Source organism: Streptomyces sp. RPA4-2 (assembly GCF_012273515.2).
Lineage (GTDB): Bacteria > Actinomycetota > Actinomycetes > Streptomycetales > Streptomycetaceae > Streptomyces > Streptomyces kaempferi.
In genome coordinates this window covers 5531188-5548742 of record NZ_CP050975.2, presented here as the reverse complement: position 1 = coordinate 5548742, position 17555 = coordinate 5531188, and the positions used below count along the sequence as shown (strand labels likewise).

Here is a 17555-nt window from a genome sequence, read left to right as displayed (position 1 = left end):
GCCAACGCCCTGACGGCGGTTTCCAGCCCTCCCCGGAAGGGAGCCGGAAACCGCCGTCAGGCCCGTGCGCTCGGCGATGAGCGATCGGTGATCAGCGCTCAGTGGAAGAAGTGACGCGTCCCGGTGAAGTACATCGTGATGCCGGCCTTCTTCGCGGCCTCCACCACCAGCTCGTCACGGACCGAACCGCCCGGCTGCACCACGGCCCTGACACCCGCCTCGGCAAGGATCTCCAGACCGTCGGGGAACGGGAAGAACGCGTCCGAGGCGGCGTAGGCGCCACGGGCCCGCTCGGCGCCCGCCCGCTCGACCGCCAGCTTCGCGGAGTCGACGCGGTTGACCTGGCCCATGCCGACGCCGACCGAGGCGCCGTCCTTGGCGAGCAGGATCGCGTTGGACTTCACCGCGCGGCAGGCCCGCCAGGCGAAGGCCAGTTCGTCCAGCTCGCCCTGGCCGAGCGCGTCACCGGTGGCCAGGGTCCAGCTCGCCGGGTTGTCGCCGTCGGCCTGGAGCCGGTCGGTGACCTGGAGCAGCGCGCCGCCGTCGATCTGCTTGACCTCGACCGGGTTGGCGGGCGCCCGGTGGGAGCGCAGGACCCGGAGGTTCTTCTTCTTGGTGAGGGCTTCGAGCGCGCCGTCCTCGTACTCCGGCGCCACGATGACCTCGGTGAAGATGTCCGCGACCTGCTCCGCCATCTCCTTCGTCACCGGCCGGTTGACCGCGATCACGCCGCCGAACGCGGAGAGCGGGTCGCAGGCGTGCGCCTTGCGGTGCGCCTCGGCGACGTTCGACGCGACCGCGATGCCGCACGGGTTGGCGTGCTTGATGATCGCGACGCAGGGGTCCTCGTGGTCGTACGCGGCACGGCGCGCGGCGTCCGTGTCCGTGTAGTTGTTGTACGACATCTCCTTGCCGTGCAGCTGCTCGGCCTCGGCGAGGCCGCCCGTGCCGTCGACGTAGAGCGCGGCACCCTGGTGGGGGTTCTCCCCGTACCGCAGGGTGTTCTTCCGCTCGTAGGTGTGCCCGAGGAAGTCGGGGAAGCCGCTGGTGTCGGCCGCTGCGTAGTCGTCCGCGAACCAGGAGGCGACGGCGACGTCGTACGAGGCGGTGTGCTGGAAGGCCTCCGCCGCGAGCCGCTTGCGGGCGGTGAGGTCGAAGCCCCCCTCCTCGACGGCGGCCAGGACGGCGGCGTACCGGTCCGGGCTGGTGACGACGGCGACGGACGGGTGGTTCTTGGCGGCCGCCCGCACCATCGAGGGACCGCCGATGTCGATCTGCTCGACGCACTCGTCGGGCGTCGCGCCCGAGGCGACCGTCTCGCGGAAGGGGTAGAGGTTCACCACGACGAGGTCGAACGGCTCGACGCCGAGCTCGGCGAGCTGCTCCCGGTGGCCGGCGAGCCGCAGGTCGGCGAGGATGCCCGCGTGGACCCTGGGGTGCAGGGTCTTGACGCGGCCGTCGAGGCACTCGGGGAAGCCGGTGAGTTCCTCGACCTTGGTGACGGGGACGCCGGACGCGGCGATGCGGGCGGCGGTGGAGCCGGTGGACACCAGCTCGACACCGGCCTCGTGCAGCCCGCGCGCGAGCTCTTCGAGCCCGGTCTTGTCGTAGACACTGACGAGCGCGCGCCTGATGGCCCGCCTGGTGCCCGCAGTGCCCTCGGCCGTGACTGTGCTGTCGGCGGTCACTGGATAACTACCTTTCGTCCCTCAATGCGATAGCCGTTGCGGGCGAGCCGCCCCACGACATCGACGAGCAGTTCTCGCTCGACTTCCTTGATGCGCTCGTGCAGAGCGCTCTCGTCGTCCTCGTCCCGGACCTCGACCACGCCCTGGGCGATGATCGGCCCGGTGTCGACGCCGTCGTCGACGAAGTGGACGGTGCATCCGGTGACCTTCGCGCCGTACGCGAGCGCGTCGCGCACACCGTGGGCCCCCGGGAAACTCGGCAGCAGGGCGGGGTGCGTGTTGACGATCCGCCCGCCGAACCTGGCGAGGAACCGCTTCCCCACGATCTTCATGAACCCGGCGGAGACCACGAGGTCGGGCTCATGGGCGGCGACCGCCTCGGTGAGCGCCGCGTCCCACTCGTCCCGGCTGCCGTAGTCCTTCACGCGCCGGACGAAGGTGGACAGTCCCGCCCGCTCGCCGCGCGCGAGCCCCTCGATGCCGTCGCGGTCGGCGCCGACGGCCACGATCCGGGCCCCGTAGCCCTCGGGCCCGGCCTCCGCGACGGCGTCGAGCAGTGCCTGCAGATTCGTGCCTGATCCGGAGACCAGCACGACGAGGCGCTTGGCCTTGGCCACGACGGGGCCCTTTCTCGGGGGAGCGTTTGTACGGTCGTACGAATGCTTCGCGCCCCGGGATACGGGGAAGTCTACGAACCGGCCGACCGTCAGCAACGATACCGGCACACCGGGCAGCCCCCACGGGACGGGGGCGTGGCCGGAAGGTAGCGTCTGGGGAGGAACCTCCCGGGAACACCGTTCGGCATGGGGAACGCCCTGTGTCTGCGGGACGTTGACCAGGGACGGACAGGAACATCCGGGGCACGCCCCGGGGACGAACGTCCGGGGTACGAGCCCTGGGTGCCAGTCCTGGACAGGAAACCCGGGGTACGCGTCGCGAGCACGAAGCCGTGCGGACACGCCGCCCGCCAGAACCACCAAGGGGAAGACGCACACCTGATGCCGGACCGCAGTCTCCGACTCCCTCCGCTCCTGCTGCGCGAGCGGCGCCCTTCGCCCACCCCGCCGCAGGAGAACGGGAACGCGCCCTCGGGCGGGGGCGACTCCTCGGGCGGACGTGGCTCCTCGGGCGAGGGCAACGCCTCGGGCGGGGGCGGCTCGGCAGGTGGGAGCGGCTCGGGGTCCGGCTCCGGCCCCGACGACCACAATCCGTTCGCTCCGCCGCCGGAGGGCACGCCCGACCGGCCCTGGCAGCCCAGACGCCCCGCGGGCGGACAGGACCCGGACGAGAACGGCGGCTCCGGGCAGCACTCCCCCCGGGGCAATCAGTGGAGCGACCAGCAGCCGGGCCGTTCGCCCGGCGGCGGCTTCGGTGAGCGACCCGGTGCCCCCCAGGGCCAGGGCGGCCCGGAAGGACCCGGTGGAGGTCCGGGCTCCGGAATGCGCTGGGACCCGACGGACCCCGCCCAGCGCCGGGCGCGCTACGCGCTGCTCTCCGGCATGTGGGCCTTCTTCTTCGCCCTGTTCAGCTGGCCGTACGTGGCCCTGCTGCTCGGCGCGCTCGCGCTGTACTGGGGTGTCAGCGCCCTGCGCGCCAAGCCTCGCAAGCCGGATCCGGACGCGCCGGCACCCGACCCGACCGGCCGCCCCCAGACGACCGCGGCGGTCAGCGGTCTCGTCACCGCGTCCCTCGCCATCGCCATGGTCGCCGCGATGTTCTCCGCGCAGCTCGTCTACAGCGACTACTACTCGTGCACGAACGACGCGCTCACCCATGCGGCGAAGCAGTCCTGCAACGAGCTTCTGCCGAAGGATCTGCGGGGTCTGCTGGGTACGCAGAACTAGCGCGTCCCCACGTCTGGGGGCTCCGCCCCCAGACCCCCGGTCGGCCTTGAGGGCCTTGTCCTCAAACGCCGGACGGGCTGAAAATCCGCAGCCCAGGCTTAAGCACCATCAGCCCGTCCGGCGTTTGAGGACGAGCCCTTCGGGCGAAGCGGGGGTCCAGGGGCGGCAGCCCCTTGGCGGGGTCTGGGGCGGCGGGGGCGAGGAACCCGTCCGTCACCTCAGCGCTCCGGCTCCGGATCCGGCAGCTCCAGCGACGCCGACGCCTCCCGCAACGCCGCCCACCGCGCCTCCCTGACCACATCCTCGTGCCACGCCATCCCCATGTCGTCGGACGGCAGCAGGTCGTACGGCGCATGACTGGGATCCCGCTCACCCTCCGGGTCCGCCACAAGGACCGACCCCCCGGTCGCCTGCGACACCACGGACCCCGACGCCGCCCCCGACATCGACGCGGACTCCGGCTCCGCCACCCGCGCCCCGCCCTCACGCGCCCGCCACGGAGTCCACGACAACCACGCTTAAGCACGGACACCGCGGACACCACGGACACCACGGACGACGCAGCCGCCCAGGAAATCCGCCGCCGCCCGATCCCCGGCACCACCGCCCCCACCGGCACCCCGACCCCCACCGTCCACACCACCACGGCACCCCCCGCCTGCCACCACACCGGCCCGAAGTGAGCCAGCGCGCCAACCCCCAGCGGCCCGCCCGCCAGCCCGGCGAGCAGCGCCATCACGAGACCGCACAGGACGCCCGCGACCCCCACCCCCGCGACGACCCGCCCCCGGGACCAGCCCTCGTCCCCGCCCATCTCCACGGCCCCGCTGCCCCGAGCCGCCTTCCGCAGGAACCACACCACCGTCACCCCGGCCGCCACCGGCACGGCCGCCCCCGCCAACTCCACGGCCCCCCGGCCTCCGGCACCGCCGCCAACAGGGGAAACGCTTAAGCAGCAACGGCTCCGGCGCCGCCGCGGACAACGGCCCCGCGACCTGTCCGGCCCCCAGCACCACACCGGGACCGAGGGCGTACGCGGCCCCCACACCGCCGCGTTCGGCACCAGCGCCAGACAGAGCAGGAGGACGGCGAACCGCCCCGACCACACCGCGGTGAGCTGCTGGAAGGAGTCTCGCGCCAGATCGCCGTGCCACACCAGCGACACCCCCACCAGCAGCGCCCCGCCCCCGACGAGCACCGCCGCCCCGGCGAGCGCCGCCCGCGCCGAGGCGCCGAGCCACCGTCCGACCCACGGCGCCGGCGGCTCGCCGGTGGCCCAGCGCCGTACCCCGGCGGGTACCGGCGGACGGGCGAGAGCCCGGCCCACCCAGAACGGCACGGGTCCGCGCGGGTGCCCGTAGGCCGTCCACACCCCGGCCCCCGCCGCGCTCGCGGTGAGCAGGGGCAGGCACAGCCCCGACCACGCCCAGGACGGCCGCAGTTCCCCGCCCGCGGTGTAGAGCACCGCCGCCACGCTCAAGGTCAGATAGCCCGCGACGGTCCCGGCCCACACCGTGCGTCCCGAGGCCCCCGCGTCGGCGTCGGCGGCGTCGCGCGCCGCGCGGTGCACCAGCCACGCGGGGAACACCGCCAGGAGCAGCGGGGTGAGACCCACCGGCATGGGCAGGCCCGACAGGGTGTCGGTGCGCGCCAGCTCCACTCCGTGCGCGAGCAGCCACAGCGCGGCCGCGACGTGCAGCGCGCCACCGGGCCCGCTGTCCGGGTACGGCGAGCTGATCCACAGCATCATGACGAGGACGGCGAGCGAGCCGAGCCCGAGCCCCGCCGCGAGCGCACCGCCCAGGAAGCCGGCGGCCAGTCCGGGTGATCGGCGACGCATCCGGGTGATCAGGAGCGACAACGAAAGCCTGTGGTCGGTCATCTGTGTCACCCCGCCATGCTCCCAACGACACGCGCTTTCTCGTCGTAACGGGCAAAGCTTGGATGTGTCGCTCAATATGCAGCTATGTACCTTTTCGTACGGAAGGGCAGTCCGGTGGGGCCCGCAACGCCAGGAGACCCCGTAACCCCCCTGCCCGGCCGCGAGGAGCGCCGCCGGCTGCGCGAGGCCAAGTCGCTGAGCCACGCCGACATCGCGGCCGAGGTGGGCGTCACGGCCGCGACCGTGCGCTCGTGGGAGTCCGGTCGTGCGACACCGTGCGGGCGCGAACGGGATGCGTACGCGCGGCTACTGACGTCCAGCCAGGTGACTGGCCATCAGGAGGGCGTCCGCGGAAACCCCGAGAACCCCGATGCCCCCGACGCTCGCGACGACCACCGGAGCGACCGCCGGAGGATCCGGGGCCTCGGCCGTCGCGGCGACGACGGAGGGGACGCGCGTCCGGGCGGCCCGCGGGACGAGGCCGCCGCCCCCGTCCTGGCCGGCGTCGCCGCCGGCCCCGTACAGCCGCCGCCCAGACCGGCGAACCCGCCGGCGGCACCGACCGGCTCCGGGGCGGAGCCCGCGGCCGGGCCCGAGTGGGGTCCGGGGTACGAGCCCGTCCCCATCGGTCTGACGCCCGCTCAGGCCTTCGACGCGCTCTACGGGTTCTGCGCCCCCGCCCTCCTGCGGCAGACCTATCTGCTCACCGGACGGCGCGAACTGGCGCGCGAGTCGGTGGAGCGGGCCTTCCAGTCGGCCTGGCAGCGGTGGCCCGAGGTGGCCGTGGACCGGGATCCGGCGGGGTGGGTGCGGGCGGTCGCGTACGAGTACGCGCTCTCGCCCTGGCACCGGTTCCGGCCGCGGTACCGGCACGCGGAGCCACCGCCCGCCGACACCGACGACCGCGCGCTGCTCTCCGTACTCCTGGAACTGCCGCCGATGCACCGGCGGACCCTGCTGCTCTACGACGGTGTCGGGCTCGACCTGCCGGAGACGGCGGCCGAGACGGAGGCGAGCACGCCGGCGGCGGCCAACCGGCTGCTGCACGCGCGCGAGACCGTGGCCACGCGACTGCCGGAGCTCGCGGATTCCGAGAACCTGCACCGGCGGCTCGCCGAGGTGGCCGGGACGGAGCGGCCGGACGCCGGGAAACCCTTCATGGTCCGCTGGGCCAGCGAGCGCCGGGTCCTGCGCTGGACGCGTGCGGCGATGGCCTTGACAGCCGTCTTCATCGGCATCACCTCGCTGACCCTCAGGGCCGCCCCCGACCACTACGAACCGCCCCTGGCCCCGGGCGCGACGGTGAACGGTCTGCCGCCGCGGATCGCTCCCGGGCCGCTGTCCCAGGAGGAGCTGGCCCTGCGCGCCCGGCTCAAGGCGGCGACGGCGAGCGGTCCGGAGCGACTGGTCCCGGATCCGCGGTGAGAACGGCGCGAACCGCGCGGACGGCGCGAACGCAGACGGCGCGAACGCAGACGGCGCGAACGCAGACGGCGCGAACGCAGACGGCGCGAACGCAGACGGCGCGAACGCGGACGGGCCCGCACCCCAGGGGGTGCGGGCCCGTCTCGCTGCTGCGTGTCAGCCCTTGAGCAGTTCGCGCGCCAGCTTCGCCGTCTCGGTCGGCGTCTTGCCGACCTTGACGCCGGCGGCCTCGAGGGCCTCCTTCTTCGCGGCGGCCGTGCCGGAGGAGCCGGAGACGATGGCGCCGGCGTGGCCCATGGTCTTGCCCTCGGGCGCGGTGAAGCCCGCGACGTAGCCGACGACCGGCTTCGTCACGTTCTTGGCGATGAAGTCCGCCGCGCGCTCCTCGGCGTCGCCGCCGATCTCGCCGATCATGACGATCAGGTCGGTGTCGGGGTCGGCCTCGAACGCGGCGAGCGCGTCGATGTGCGTCGTACCGATGACCGGGTCGCCACCGATGCCGACGGCGGACGAGAAGCCGATGTCACGGAGCTCGTACATCATCTGGTACGTCAGCGTGCCGGACTTCGAGACCAGGCCGATGCGGCCCGGCTTCGTGATGTCGCCCGGGATGATGCCGGCGTTGGACTGGCCCGGGGTGATGAGACCGGGGCAGTTCGGGCCGATGATGCGGGTCTTGTTGCCCTTCGCCTTCGCGTACGCCCAGAAGGCGGCGGAGTCGTGGACGGCGATGCCCTCGGTGATGACGACCGCGAGGGGGATCTCCGCGTCGATCGCCTCGACCACGGCGGCCTTCGCGAAGGCCGGCGGCACGAAGAGGACGGACACGTTGGCGCCCGTCTTCTCGATCGCCTCGGCGACCGTGCCGAAGACGGGGATCTCGGTGCCGTCGATGTCGACGGACGTGCCCGCCTTGCGCGGGTTCACGCCACCGACGATGTTCGTGCCGTCCGCGAGCATGAGCTTGGTGTGCTTCATGCCCGTGGCACCGGTCATGCCCTGGACGATGACCTTGCTGTCCTTGTTGAGGAAGATAGCCATGGCGGTTGTTTCCCTCGTCCCTTACTTCGCAGCCGCGAGCTCGGCGGCCTTGTCGGCCGCGCCGTCCATGGTGTCCACGCGCTGGACCAGCGGGTGGTTGGCGTCCGACAGGATCTTGCGACCCAGTTCGGCGTTGTTGCCGTCCAGACGCACGACCAGCGGCTTGGTGACTTCCTCGCCCTTGTCGGCGAGCAGCTGCAGCGCCTGGACGATGCCGTTGGCGACCTCGTCACAGGCGGTGATGCCACCGAAGACGTTGACGAAGACGGACTTGACGTCCGGGTCGCCGAGGATGATCTCCAGGCCGTTCGCCATGACGGCGGCGGAGGCGCCACCGCCGATGTCGAGGAAGTTGGCGGGCTTCACGCCACCGTGGTTCTCACCGGCGTACGCGACGACGTCCAGGGTGCTCATGACGAGACCCGCGCCGTTGCCGATGATGCCGACCTCGCCGTCGAGCTTGACGTAGTTGAGGTTCTTCGCCTTGGCGGCGGCCTCGAGCGGGTTGGCCGCCGCGTGGTCGACGAGCGCCTCGTGGTCCGGCTGACGGAACTCGGCGTTCTCGTCCAGCGACACCTTGCCGTCAAGGGCGATGACCTTGCCGGAGGCGACCTTGGCGAGCGGGTTCACCTCGACGAGGAGGGCGTCCTCCTTGATGAAGGTGTCCCACAGAGTCACCAGGATCTCGGCGACCTGCTCGGCCACCTCGGCCGGGAACTTCGCCTGGGCGACGATCTCGCGGGCCTTCTCGATCGAGACGCCCTCGTTGGCGTCGACCGGGACCTTCGCGAGGGCCTCGGGGTTCTCCTCCGCGACGACCTCGATCTCCACGCCGCCCTGTACGGACGCCATGGCGAGGAAGGTGCGGTTCGTGCGGTCGAGGAGGTACGAGACGTAGTACTCCTCGACGATCTCGGGCGCGGTCTCGGCGATCATCACCTTGTGGACCGTGTGGCCCTTGATGTCCATGCCGAGGATGTCCGTCGCGCGGGCGACGGCCTCGTCCGGGGTGGCGGCGAGCTTGACGCCGCCGGCCTTGCCGCGGCCACCGACCTTCACCTGGGCCTTGACGACGGACTTGCCGCCAAGACGCTCGGTCGCCTCGCGGGCTGCCTCAGGCGTGTCAATGACTTCACCGGCCAGCACCGGTACACCGTGCTTGGCGAAGAGGTCCCTCGCCTGGTACTCGAACAGGTCCACGCGCGTCCGTCCCTATCAGTGATCTCGCGGTTCGTTGGATGCGTGGGCGTGCCGCGAAGGGCAACGTGACGTCCGCTGTCACAAGGGTGGCGCACACGATGTCCGAGCGCGCGGCATGTCCGTCTCGCAGGTTATCGCCGTGGGACGCGGGTCCCTAAATCGCAGATCACACCTCAGCGGTGATACCTGTCACAGATCCGGCCGGCCCCTTGGCGGGGCAGGGCCTCACCGGGCTGGGGTTGGCCCGGTGAGGCCCCTTGAACAGGCCCTTGAGGGGCCCGGGACCGGTGTTCCCCACCCCAATGGGGACCACCTGTCCCGTCCGCGGGGTACGGCCGGACGGATCCGACGGGTTTCGGCCGTCCGGGGCTGCGGCCCCGCGGAGTCTGGGTGTGTACGGATGGGTCAGGTGTGTCGGGTGCGCGGGACGGCCGGTTCGGTCATGTCCCGGACATCGCCGTTCGCGGCGGGCGCCTGGTGGGACGCGTGCCGTGCTCGCGGGAGCGGGGCACCGACCAGGAAAGGGGAGTCCTAGCCGGGGAAAACCGGTATGTCCCGGTACCTGTCCCGGGTCCCGGCCGCGGTCACGGCCTCGGACGGAACGGACACGAGCGGCAGGGGCGCGCGGTGGTCCGGGGCGACGGCATACGCGTCGCCGTGCCATGCCCCGCCGCCGTCGACCGCCGGCCGGTCGCCCGGCGCGCCCGAGGAGTCACCGGCCGGCGCCTGACGCGCGGGAGCCGGTCCTGCCACCGGGCCCCGGTTGCGGTGCCGGCCATGTCGGCCGTGCTGTCCGTACCGGCCGTGTGCGCGGTGCGTGGCATCCGCCCGGCCGTCCACGCCGAGGCCCGCGGGGCCGTACGTGAGGACAGCCGCGGAGCCCGGCTCCCTCCCGGCGGCGTCGGGTGCCACCGGGTCCGGAACCGGCGCGCCCACCGCGCCCGCCCGTCGCGGGTGGTCCGGGGACGTGAGCGCACCGGCACGCGACGACGGGGACGGAAGCGACGGGACGGCCGGCACCCGCGGGACCGCCGGGCGTACCGGGGGTGCCGGCGGTACCGACAGTCCCGGAAGGGTGCCCGGCAGGAATGCGACCAGTTTCCCGGTGAGCGTTTCCGCTGGATCGCCGACCGACCGGACGACGGTGTCGGCAACCGGTCGTACGACGCTGCCGACGGTCTCGGTGACCAGGGAGCCGGCACGGTCGGCCGACGACGACATCCGGGCTACTTCCGTCCGTGCCGCGAGGTGCTTCTGCCGCGGCTGCCGTGCCTCCTGCGGCTTCCGCGGCTTCAGAAGCGACTCCGGGTTCGGCTGCGACTTCTGCGGCTTCCGCGACTCCTGGAGCGACTCCAGCTTCTGGAAAAACTCCGGCTCCGGCTGCGACTTCTGGAGCGACTCCAGCCTCTGGAACAACTCCGGCTGCGACTTCCGCTTCTGGTTCGGCTGCGGGCGCGGCCGCGGCTTCCGCTCGGTCGAGTTGCCCGCGGGCTGCCCGGCCGGTGGTCCGGTCGTCGCGGCGCGCATCGGCTGCGCGACCCGTTCCACCACCGAAGCCACTGACGTGGGCGGAGCCGTGGGCGTCCGGCCGTCCACCGCGTGAGCCTGTTCCCCGCAGAGGAAGCCGAGGGCGAACACCCCGCCCACCAGCACCGCCGCTTGCAGCGCACGCCGTCCCGCCGCCGTGCGCAGCAGGCGCAGAGCGGCACCGGCGACGGGCGGTGCGGCGGTCGGGATCAAGACGGGGAGAGCCTCCGTGCGGCGGGCCGGGCGGTACGGGACGGAACGCGGCGCACCGTTCGATTCGAAGAGGCGCTGATCCTCGCACGGGACTCCCGAGGTTGCGCAAGCCCCCTGTTACCGATGGGTATTCATGTCCGGTTTTTCGGCTCTCGTCCCCCGACGTCGGGCACGGGAAGCGGACGCTTCTCGATCGCCGCCGCCATCACGTCGGGAAACAGATCGGGGGTGCAGGCGAACGCCGGTGCGCCCAGCGCCGCGAGTGCCGCCGCGTGCTCCCGGTCGTAGGCCGGCGTCCCCTCGTCGGACAGCGCCAGCAGCGTCACGAACTGCACCCCCGACGCCTTCATCGCCGCCACCCGCTTCAGCATCTCGTGGCGTATGCCTCCTTCGTAGAGGTCGCTGATGAGCACGACCACGGTGTCGGCGGGCCGGGTGATCTGCGACTGGCAGTACGCGAGCGCCCGGTTGATGTCCGTTCCGCCGCCGAGCCGGGTGCCGAAGAGGACGTCGACCGGGTCGTCGAGCTGGTCGGTGAGGTCCACGACGGCCGTGTCGAAGACGACGAGCCGGGTGGCGATGGACCGCATCGACGCGAGGACGGCCCCGAAGACGGACGCGTAGACGACGGACGCTGCCATCGAGCCCGACTGGTCGACGCACAGGACGACCTCCTTCTTCACGGACCGCGAGGCACGTCCGTAACCGATCAGCCGCTCGGGAACGACCGTGCGGTGTTCGGGCAGGTAGTGCTTCAGGTTGGCCGCGATCGTGCGGTTCCAGTCGATGTCGTGGTGGCGGGGGCGGGTGACGCGGGCGCTGCGGTCGAGGGCGCCGGAGAGCGAGGCGCGGGTGCGGGTGGCGAGCCGCTTCTCCAGGTCCTCGACGACCTTGCGCACGACGGCCCGCGCGGTCTCCTTCGTCGTCTCCGGCATGGCCTTGTTGAGGGAGAGGAGGGTGCCCACCAGATGCACGTCGGCCTCCACCGCCTCCAGCATCTCGGGCTCCAGCAGCAGAGCGGACAGCCCGAGCCGGTCGATCGCGTCGCGCTGCATGACCTGCACGACGGACGAGGGGAAGTACGTCCGGATGTCCCCGAGCCAGCGCGCGACCGACGGTGCGGACGCCCCGAGCCCCGCCGAGCGGTCCCGCCCCGACTGCGTCCCGCTCCCCTTTCCGTACAACGCGGTGAGCGCGCCGTCCATCGCCGCGTCCTGCCCGGCGAGCGCGCGTCCGGTGCCGTCGGCCTCGTCGCCGCCGAGCACGAGTCGCCAGCGCCGCAGCCGCTCGTCGGCCGAGGCGTTCGCACGGCGCGCGTCGACCGGCCGGGGCGCGCCGCCGTCGGGTCGGGGCGCGTCGGCCGGGTCCAGCGGTACTGAGGTCATCGGTCCGCCCCCACAAGGTCGTCGGCGTCGGTGGATTCCTCGCCCCCGTTGAATTCGTCTGCGTCGGCGGCTTCGGTGTCGGCGGCTTCGGTGTCGGCGGTTTCGGTGTCGTTGTCGTGAGCGGTCTCGTTGCCATCGACGGTCTCGTTGTCGTCCGGCCCGAGCAGCAGACGCAGCACCGGCAGGACGGCGTCGGCGCGCCCCGCGTCCAGCTCCGGGTCGAACCCGGGTATGCCGGCGGCGGCCGCGGCGCTCCCCCGCGCCCCCGGGCCGCGCCGGACCAGCTCCCCCAACGTCCTGCGCACGCCCGCCTCGTACGCCGAGAACGTGCGCCGCAGCAGCGGGAGCACATCGGTGAACGCCTCCGCCGGCACCCCCGTCAGCCACGCGTCGACCAGTCCGAGCAGCCGCTCGTCGTGCACGAGCAGCATGCCTCCGCCGGAGCCGCCGCCGACGAACCCCTCGATCCACGCGGCCGCGTCCGCCGGCTCCGTGCCCGGCGACAGCACGAGTCCCATGAGCCGGGCGGCCTCCTCCTGCCCCAGCTCGCCGTCGTCCAGCAGCAGTCGCACGGCCCGCCCACGGAGCACGCCGGGGACGGTGTCGCGGCCGGCCAGCACCCGCAGCACGGAGTGCCAGCGACCGCGCATCCCCGTGCCGGGCGGTCCGCCGGCGGACGGTCTTGCCGTGGCCGTCTCTCCCAACAGTCCTGTCTCCCCCAGCAGTCCCACCGCGCCGTGCACCGCGTCCACATGGCGCCGCATGTCCTCGGCGGCCTCGGCGTCGAGTGCCGCGCAGGCCGGCGGGAGACCGACGAAGATCCGCTCGGCGAGGCCCGCGGCGACCTCGGTGAGGGCCTGTGTGTCCGTGCCGCGAACGTCCCCGTAGCGCAGCGAGCGGACCAGCGCGGGCAGCGCCTGCGCGAGGTGGCCGACGTCCGTGTCCAGGGCCGCCCGGTCGGCGAGGACCCGCATCACCACGGGCAGGGCGTCCGTGAGCCCGGCGAGCAGACAGCGCTCGGCGAGTGCCGTGACGTCGGCCAGGGCCGGCGCGGCGACGGCGTCCGCCTCCGCCCTGGCGGTCGCCGCGGACAGCACGGTCGTGCCCCACACCCCGGCCTCGGCGACCCGCACGGACAGCTCCGGCTCCCAGCGCAGCCGCCAGGTCTCCCGGAAGGTGCCGGTGCTGCCACGGGATGCGGCGGGCTCGCCCCAGCCGATGCCGAGCAGCCGCAGCCGGTGCAGGAGCCTGCTGCGCCCCGCGTCGGTCTCGCCCCGCAGGTCGAGCTCCAACTCCCGCTCCAGCGGCTCGGGTTTGATCCGCAGCCGCTTCTGGAGCCGGGCGAGGTCGCGCTGCAGCGGCACCGCGGGGGCGGACCGCGGCACCTCGCCCAGCACATCGCCGACCACGAGCCGGTCGTGCACGAGCCCCAGCGGCACGTCCGAGCCCTCGCACATCACGGCCCGAACGGCGTCGGTGGTCTCGGTCAGTCCGGGCAGCGGGCGGCCCCGTACGGCGGCGAGCGTGCCGGCGAGCCGCACCGCCTCGATGACGTGCGCGGCGGAGACCATCAGGTCCTCGTCGCGCAGCAGCCGGGCCACCTTCGTCATCCATCGCTCGACCGGGCGGTCGGGGGCGCCGAAGAGGTGTCCGTACCAGCCCGGTGAGTCGATGCCCGCGCCGTACCCGCCGGCCCGGGACAGCCTGCGGTGCGTCCACGGCACCCATGTCATGTCGGCCTTGGTCCTGGGCAGCCCCTTGAGCAGCGCCCGGTCGGCGGCGACCGTGGTGCCGCGGCGCAGCGCGGGCACGTGCCAGGCCCCGCACACCACGGCCACGTCGTCCCCGAACTCGCGCTGTGCCGCGCGCACCTGGAGCCGCATGTACGCCTCCCGCTCCGGGTCCCGGTCGTGTCCGCCGCCCCCGTACGCCTCCCGCAGTGCTCCCATCGCCTCCTCCAGGACGGCGAACGGCGCGAACGGATCGGCGCCGGTTCCGCTCCGGTGCTCGACCGCGTCCTCCCACCAGCGCTCGGGGTCGTCGTGACCTGCCGTCTCCGCGAGCACGGCGAGCGGGTCGATCCGCACGGCGTCAGCCGTGGGTTCGGCGGGTGACCGGGGTGGTTCCTCCTTCTCCCATGCCAGCGTGTGCGTGGCCGGCAGGTCGATGAAGCGGGCCGGGACACCGTGGTCGATCGCCCACCGGATCGCCACCCACTCCGGGGAGAACTCGGCCAGCGGCCAGAAGGCGGAGCGGCCGGGCTCGTCCACCGCATGGGCCAGGAGCGCGACCGGAGGACGCATGTCGGGGTCGGCGGCGAGCGGAATGAGAGTGTCGGCCTCCGGGGGTCCCTCGATCAGGACGGTCCGGGGTGACGCGGCGTCCAGGGCGGCCCGTACGGCACGCGCCGAGCCGGGCCCGTGGTGCCGCACCCCCAGCAGCAGCGGGCCACCCGCCCGCGCGGGCGGCATCCGTTCCGCTCCCGCACCGGCCGCGCGTCGCGTTCCTTCCCGCATGCCGGGCTCCTCGGTCTCCGCCCCTTCCCCCGCGCCGGGTTCCTCGCCCCGCGTCCCCTCCTCCCGCACACCGGGCTCCCCCCTCTCCGCCCCTCCCCGCACGCCGGGGCCGCGCTCCTCCGCCGTCCCCTCCCCCTGGTCCGGTCACGCGCTCACCTCCCGGCAGGCCCGGTAGAAGTCCTTCCAGCCCTCACGCTCGCGGACGACCGCCTCCAGGTACTCCTGCCAGATCACCCGGTCGGCCGCCGGATCGCGGACGACGGCGCCGAGGACGCCGGCGGCCACGTCCGAGGCGCGCAGGACGCCGTCGCCGAAGTGGGCGGCCAGCGCCAGGCCGCCGGTGACGACGGAGATCGCCTCGGCGGTGGACAGCGTGCCGCTGGGCGACTTGAGTTTCGTACGCCCGTCCGCCGTCACTCCGTCGCGCAGCTCTCGGAAGACGGTGACGACCCGGCGGATCTCGTCGACGCCGTCCGGGACCGACGGGAGGTCGAGGGAGCGGCCGATCTGGTCGACGCGGCGCGAGACGATGTCCACCTCCGCCTCGGCACTCTCCGGCAGCGGCAGCACCACCGTGTTGAAGCGCCGGCGCAGGGCGCTGGACAGCTCGTTCACCCCGCGGTCGCGGTCGTTGGCCGTGGCGATCAGGTTGAAGCCGCGGACGGCCTGCGTCTCCTGGCCCAACTCCGGTATGGGCAGGGTCTTCTCGGACAGGATCGTGATCAGCGTGTCCTGTACGTCCGCCGGGACACGGGTCAGCTCCTCGACGCGGACCGTCATGCCCTCGGCCATGGCGCGCATGACCGGACTCGGCACGAGCGCGTCCCGGCTGGGGCCGTGCGCGAGCAGCCGCGCGTAGTTCCACCCGTACCGGATCGCCTCCTCCGGCGTGCCGGCGGTGCCCTGCACGAGCAGCGTCGAGTCGCCGCTGACCGCAGCGGCCAGGTGCTCGGACACCCATGTCTTCGCGGTGCCGGGCACACCGAGCAGCAGCAGGGCGCGGTCGGTGGCGAGGGTGGTGACCGCGACCTCGACGATGCGGCGCGGGCCCACGTACTTCGGGGTGATCTCCGTGCCGTCCGGCAGGGTGCCGCCCAGCAGATAGGTCGCCACCGCCCACGGCGACAGCCGCCAGCGGGCCGGGCGGGGCCGGTCGTCCTGCGCGGCCAGCGCGGCGAGTTCGGCGGCGAAGGCGTGCTCGGCGTGCGGCCGCAGCACCTCGTCCGCGTGGCCGCCGGCGCTCCCCGCGCTCCCGCCCGGGGCCGTTCCCCCAGCCTGTTCCGCGGGCGTATCGACGGACGTCGGTTCCACGGACTCGACGGACACGGTCATGGCTCGGTCCCCCCTCCAGCTCGGCCGGTTCGGATCTGGTTCCACCGTGCACCACGCCACTGACAATCGGCTCTGACCTGCGCAAACGTGCTCACGAGGGGCGATTGTCAGTGGTGGGACCTACCTTCGATGACATGACTCAGCAGGGGGTGCGCTGGACGGCGGATCAGGTGCTGGCACTGGCTCCTGACACGGCGTCACGCAGAGCGGGCAGCAAGCTCGGCACCGCCGGGCCGTGGTCGGAAACAGGCAGTTCTGACGAGGGGACGCTATGGGGACTGTGCAGAGGAAGCGGCAGCACGCCTTATCAGACGGTCATCGACATCGCGGACTCCACCGGGCCCGCGTACACGTGCAGTTGTCCGAGCCGGAAGTTCCCGTGCAAACACACGCTGGGACTGCTGCTGCTCTGGGCGGGCGGGGAAGGCACGGTGCCGCGGGGACCTGTGCCGGACTGGGCGGGGCGATGGACAGAGGGGAGAAGGGAGCGAGCGGCGGCGAATCGGACGACGGGCGGGGCATCTGGGACGGCGTCACCGGCTGACCCGGAGGCGGCCCGGCGCAGGGCGGAGCGCCGGGCCGCGCGGATCACCGCCGGTGCGGGGGAGTTGGAGCGGCGGCTGGCCGACCTGCTGCGGGGTGGCCTCGCCGCGGCCGAGCAGGCGGGGTACGGGATGTGGGAGGAGACGGCGGCCCGCATGGTCGACGCGCAGGCGCCCGGACTGGCCACGCGGGTGCGGGAGTTGGGCGCTATCCCCGCCTCCGGTCCGGGCTGGCCCGTACGGCTGCTGGAGGAGTGCGCGCTGCTCCATCTCCTCGACCAGGGCTGGCTGCGCCGGGAGTCGCTGCCGGACGGGCTCGCCGCGACGGTCCGCTCCCGGGTCGGTCTGACCGGCTCCGCGGGCGGCCCCCCACTGCGGGACCGCTGGCTGGTCCTCGCCCAGTACGACACGGCGGACAGCCGTCTCACCACCCGCAGGATCTGGCTGTACGGCGCGGAGTCCGGCCGCACGGTCCGGGTCCTCTCCTACGGGCCGGCCGGCCGCGCGCCGGAGCTGACCCTGCCGGTGGGCCTGGCCTTCGAGGCGGAGGTGTCCGCGTACCCCGGCACGGGACGGCTCCGGGCCGCCCTGGGCGAGCGGTTCACCCTCCCGGCACCCACCCGCACCCGTCCGCCGGGAGTGAGCACACTCCGCGCGGCGACCCGCTACGGCGAGGCGCTGCGGGACGATCCCTGGCTCGACGCCTGCCCGGTCACGCTGTCCCGGGTCATACCCACCCCCGACGGGGACACCTGGCAACTGGCGGACGCGGAAGGCGACTCCGCGCTCCCCCTCACGCCCTCGGCGCTCTCCGGACCCGGGCTGTGGCGGCTGGCCGCCCTCTCCGGCGGCGCCCCCGTCACGGTCTTCGGCGAGTGCGGTCACCGTGGCTTCGCTCCGCTGACCGCCTGGCCGGAGGGGACGGGCGAGGCGGTGCGGCTGTGCTGACCCGCGACACCC

General features: G+C 73.4%; 12 protein-coding genes. 3 read left to right on the top strand and 9 right to left on the bottom strand.

Features of this window, described 5'->3' with window-relative positions; all coding sequences use genetic code 11:
- Positions 1–98: 98 nt before the first annotated feature.
- Both purH and purN read right to left on the bottom strand, forming a co-directional pair.
- The gene (gene purH, locus HEP85_RS24285) at positions 99–1688 is read right to left on the bottom strand and encodes a bifunctional phosphoribosylaminoimidazolecarboxamide formyltransferase/IMP cyclohydrolase (RefSeq protein ID WP_168529786.1); all 1590 of its coding nucleotides are present in this window, start codon (positions 1686–1688) and stop codon (positions 99–101) included.
- A complete protein-coding gene (gene purN / locus HEP85_RS24280; RefSeq protein WP_168529784.1) occupies positions 1685–2305 on the bottom strand; it encodes a phosphoribosylglycinamide formyltransferase in 621 nt (206 codons plus the stop codon). Before purN ends, purH begins: the two co-directional genes overlap by 4 nt.
- Positions 2306–2686: 381 nt before the next feature.
- Between purN and HEP85_RS24275 the strand changes: the two genes are divergently transcribed.
- Positions 2687–3532 carry a hypothetical protein gene (locus HEP85_RS24275; RefSeq protein WP_168529782.1) on the top strand — a complete coding sequence of 282 codons (846 nt, stop codon included), beginning with the start codon at positions 2687–2689 and terminating at the stop codon, positions 3530–3532.
- A 61-nt stretch (positions 3533–3593) separates the two neighbouring features.
- Here HEP85_RS24275 and HEP85_RS24270 read toward each other — a convergent pair whose 3' ends face one another.
- The gene (locus tag HEP85_RS24270; RefSeq protein WP_369657822.1) at positions 3594–5414 is read right to left on the bottom strand and encodes a DUF6350 family protein; all 1821 of its coding nucleotides are present in this window, start codon (positions 5412–5414) and stop codon (positions 3594–3596) included.
- An 84-nt stretch (positions 5415–5498) separates the two neighbouring features.
- On the opposite strand from HEP85_RS24270, the gene HEP85_RS24265 reads away from it, so the two are divergent.
- The gene (locus HEP85_RS24265; RefSeq protein WP_369657821.1) at positions 5499–6839 is read left to right on the top strand and encodes a helix-turn-helix domain-containing protein; all 1341 of its coding nucleotides are present in this window, start codon (positions 5499–5501) and stop codon (positions 6837–6839) included.
- Positions 6840–6995: 156 nt separating this feature from the next.
- Here the strand turns inward: HEP85_RS24265 and sucD are convergent, their stop codons facing one another.
- The 6 genes from sucD to HEP85_RS24235 form a co-directional block, all read right to left on the bottom strand.
- Positions 6996–7880, bottom strand: a complete 885-nt coding sequence (sucD, locus tag HEP85_RS24260; RefSeq protein WP_168529780.1) for a succinate--CoA ligase subunit alpha — start codon at positions 7878–7880, stop codon at positions 6996–6998.
- A 21-nt stretch (positions 7881–7901) separates the two neighbouring features.
- Positions 7902–9080 (bottom strand): ADP-forming succinate--CoA ligase subunit beta, encoded by a 1179-nt coding sequence (gene sucC, locus HEP85_RS24255; RefSeq protein ID WP_148010098.1) that lies wholly within the window; start codon positions 9078–9080, stop codon positions 7902–7904.
- A gap of 531 nt (positions 9081–9611) precedes the next feature.
- Entirely contained in the window at positions 9612–10820 is a 1209-nt protein-coding gene (locus tag HEP85_RS24250; RefSeq protein WP_369657820.1) for a hypothetical protein, read from the bottom strand.
- A gap of 131 nt (positions 10821–10951) precedes the next feature.
- Positions 10952–12205, bottom strand: coding sequence for a VWA domain-containing protein (locus HEP85_RS24245; protein WP_248002053.1), 1254 nt, complete (start codon positions 12203–12205; stop codon positions 10952–10954).
- Positions 12202–14676 carry a DUF5682 family protein gene (locus HEP85_RS24240; RefSeq protein WP_369658134.1) on the bottom strand — a complete coding sequence of 825 codons (2475 nt, stop codon included), beginning with the start codon at positions 14674–14676 and terminating at the stop codon, positions 12202–12204. Before HEP85_RS24240 ends, HEP85_RS24245 begins: the two co-directional genes overlap by 4 nt.
- Positions 14677–14865: 189 nt before the next feature.
- A complete protein-coding gene (locus HEP85_RS24235) occupies positions 14866–16053 on the bottom strand; it encodes an AAA family ATPase (protein WP_211118048.1) in 1188 nt (395 codons plus the stop codon).
- Positions 16054–16187: 134 nt separating this feature from the next.
- On the opposite strand from HEP85_RS24235, the gene HEP85_RS24230 reads away from it, so the two are divergent.
- Positions 16188–17543, top strand: a complete 1356-nt coding sequence (locus tag HEP85_RS24230) for an SWIM zinc finger family protein (RefSeq protein WP_369657819.1) — start codon at positions 16188–16190, stop codon at positions 17541–17543.
- The last annotated feature ends 12 nt before the right edge of the window (positions 17544–17555 follow it).

Coding starts and splice junctions, on each gene's coding strand:
- HEP85_RS24275 (WP_168529782.1), top strand. CDS start 2,687: ATGCCGGACCGCAGTCTCCGACTCCCTCCGCTCCTGCTGCGCGAGCGG.
- HEP85_RS24270 (WP_369657822.1), bottom strand. CDS start 5,414: ATGACCGACCACAGGCTTTCGTTGTCGCTCCTGATCACCCGGATGCGT.
- HEP85_RS24265 (WP_369657821.1), top strand. CDS start 5,499: ATGTACCTTTTCGTACGGAAGGGCAGTCCGGTGGGGCCCGCAACGCCA.
- sucD (WP_168529780.1), bottom strand. CDS start 7,880: ATGGCTATCTTCCTCAACAAGGACAGCAAGGTCATCGTCCAGGGCATG.
- HEP85_RS24245 (WP_248002053.1), bottom strand. CDS start 12,205: ATGACCTCAGTACCGCTGGACCCGGCCGACGCGCCCCGACCCGACGGC.
- HEP85_RS24240 (WP_369658134.1), bottom strand. CDS start 14,676: ATGCCGCCCGCGCGGGCGGGTGGCCCGCTGCTGCTGGGGGTGCGGCAC.
- HEP85_RS24235 (WP_211118048.1), bottom strand. CDS start 16,053: ATGACCGTGTCCGTCGAGTCCGTGGAACCGACGTCCGTCGATACGCCC.
- HEP85_RS24230 (WP_369657819.1), top strand. CDS start 16,188: ATGACTCAGCAGGGGGTGCGCTGGACGGCGGATCAGGTGCTGGCACTG.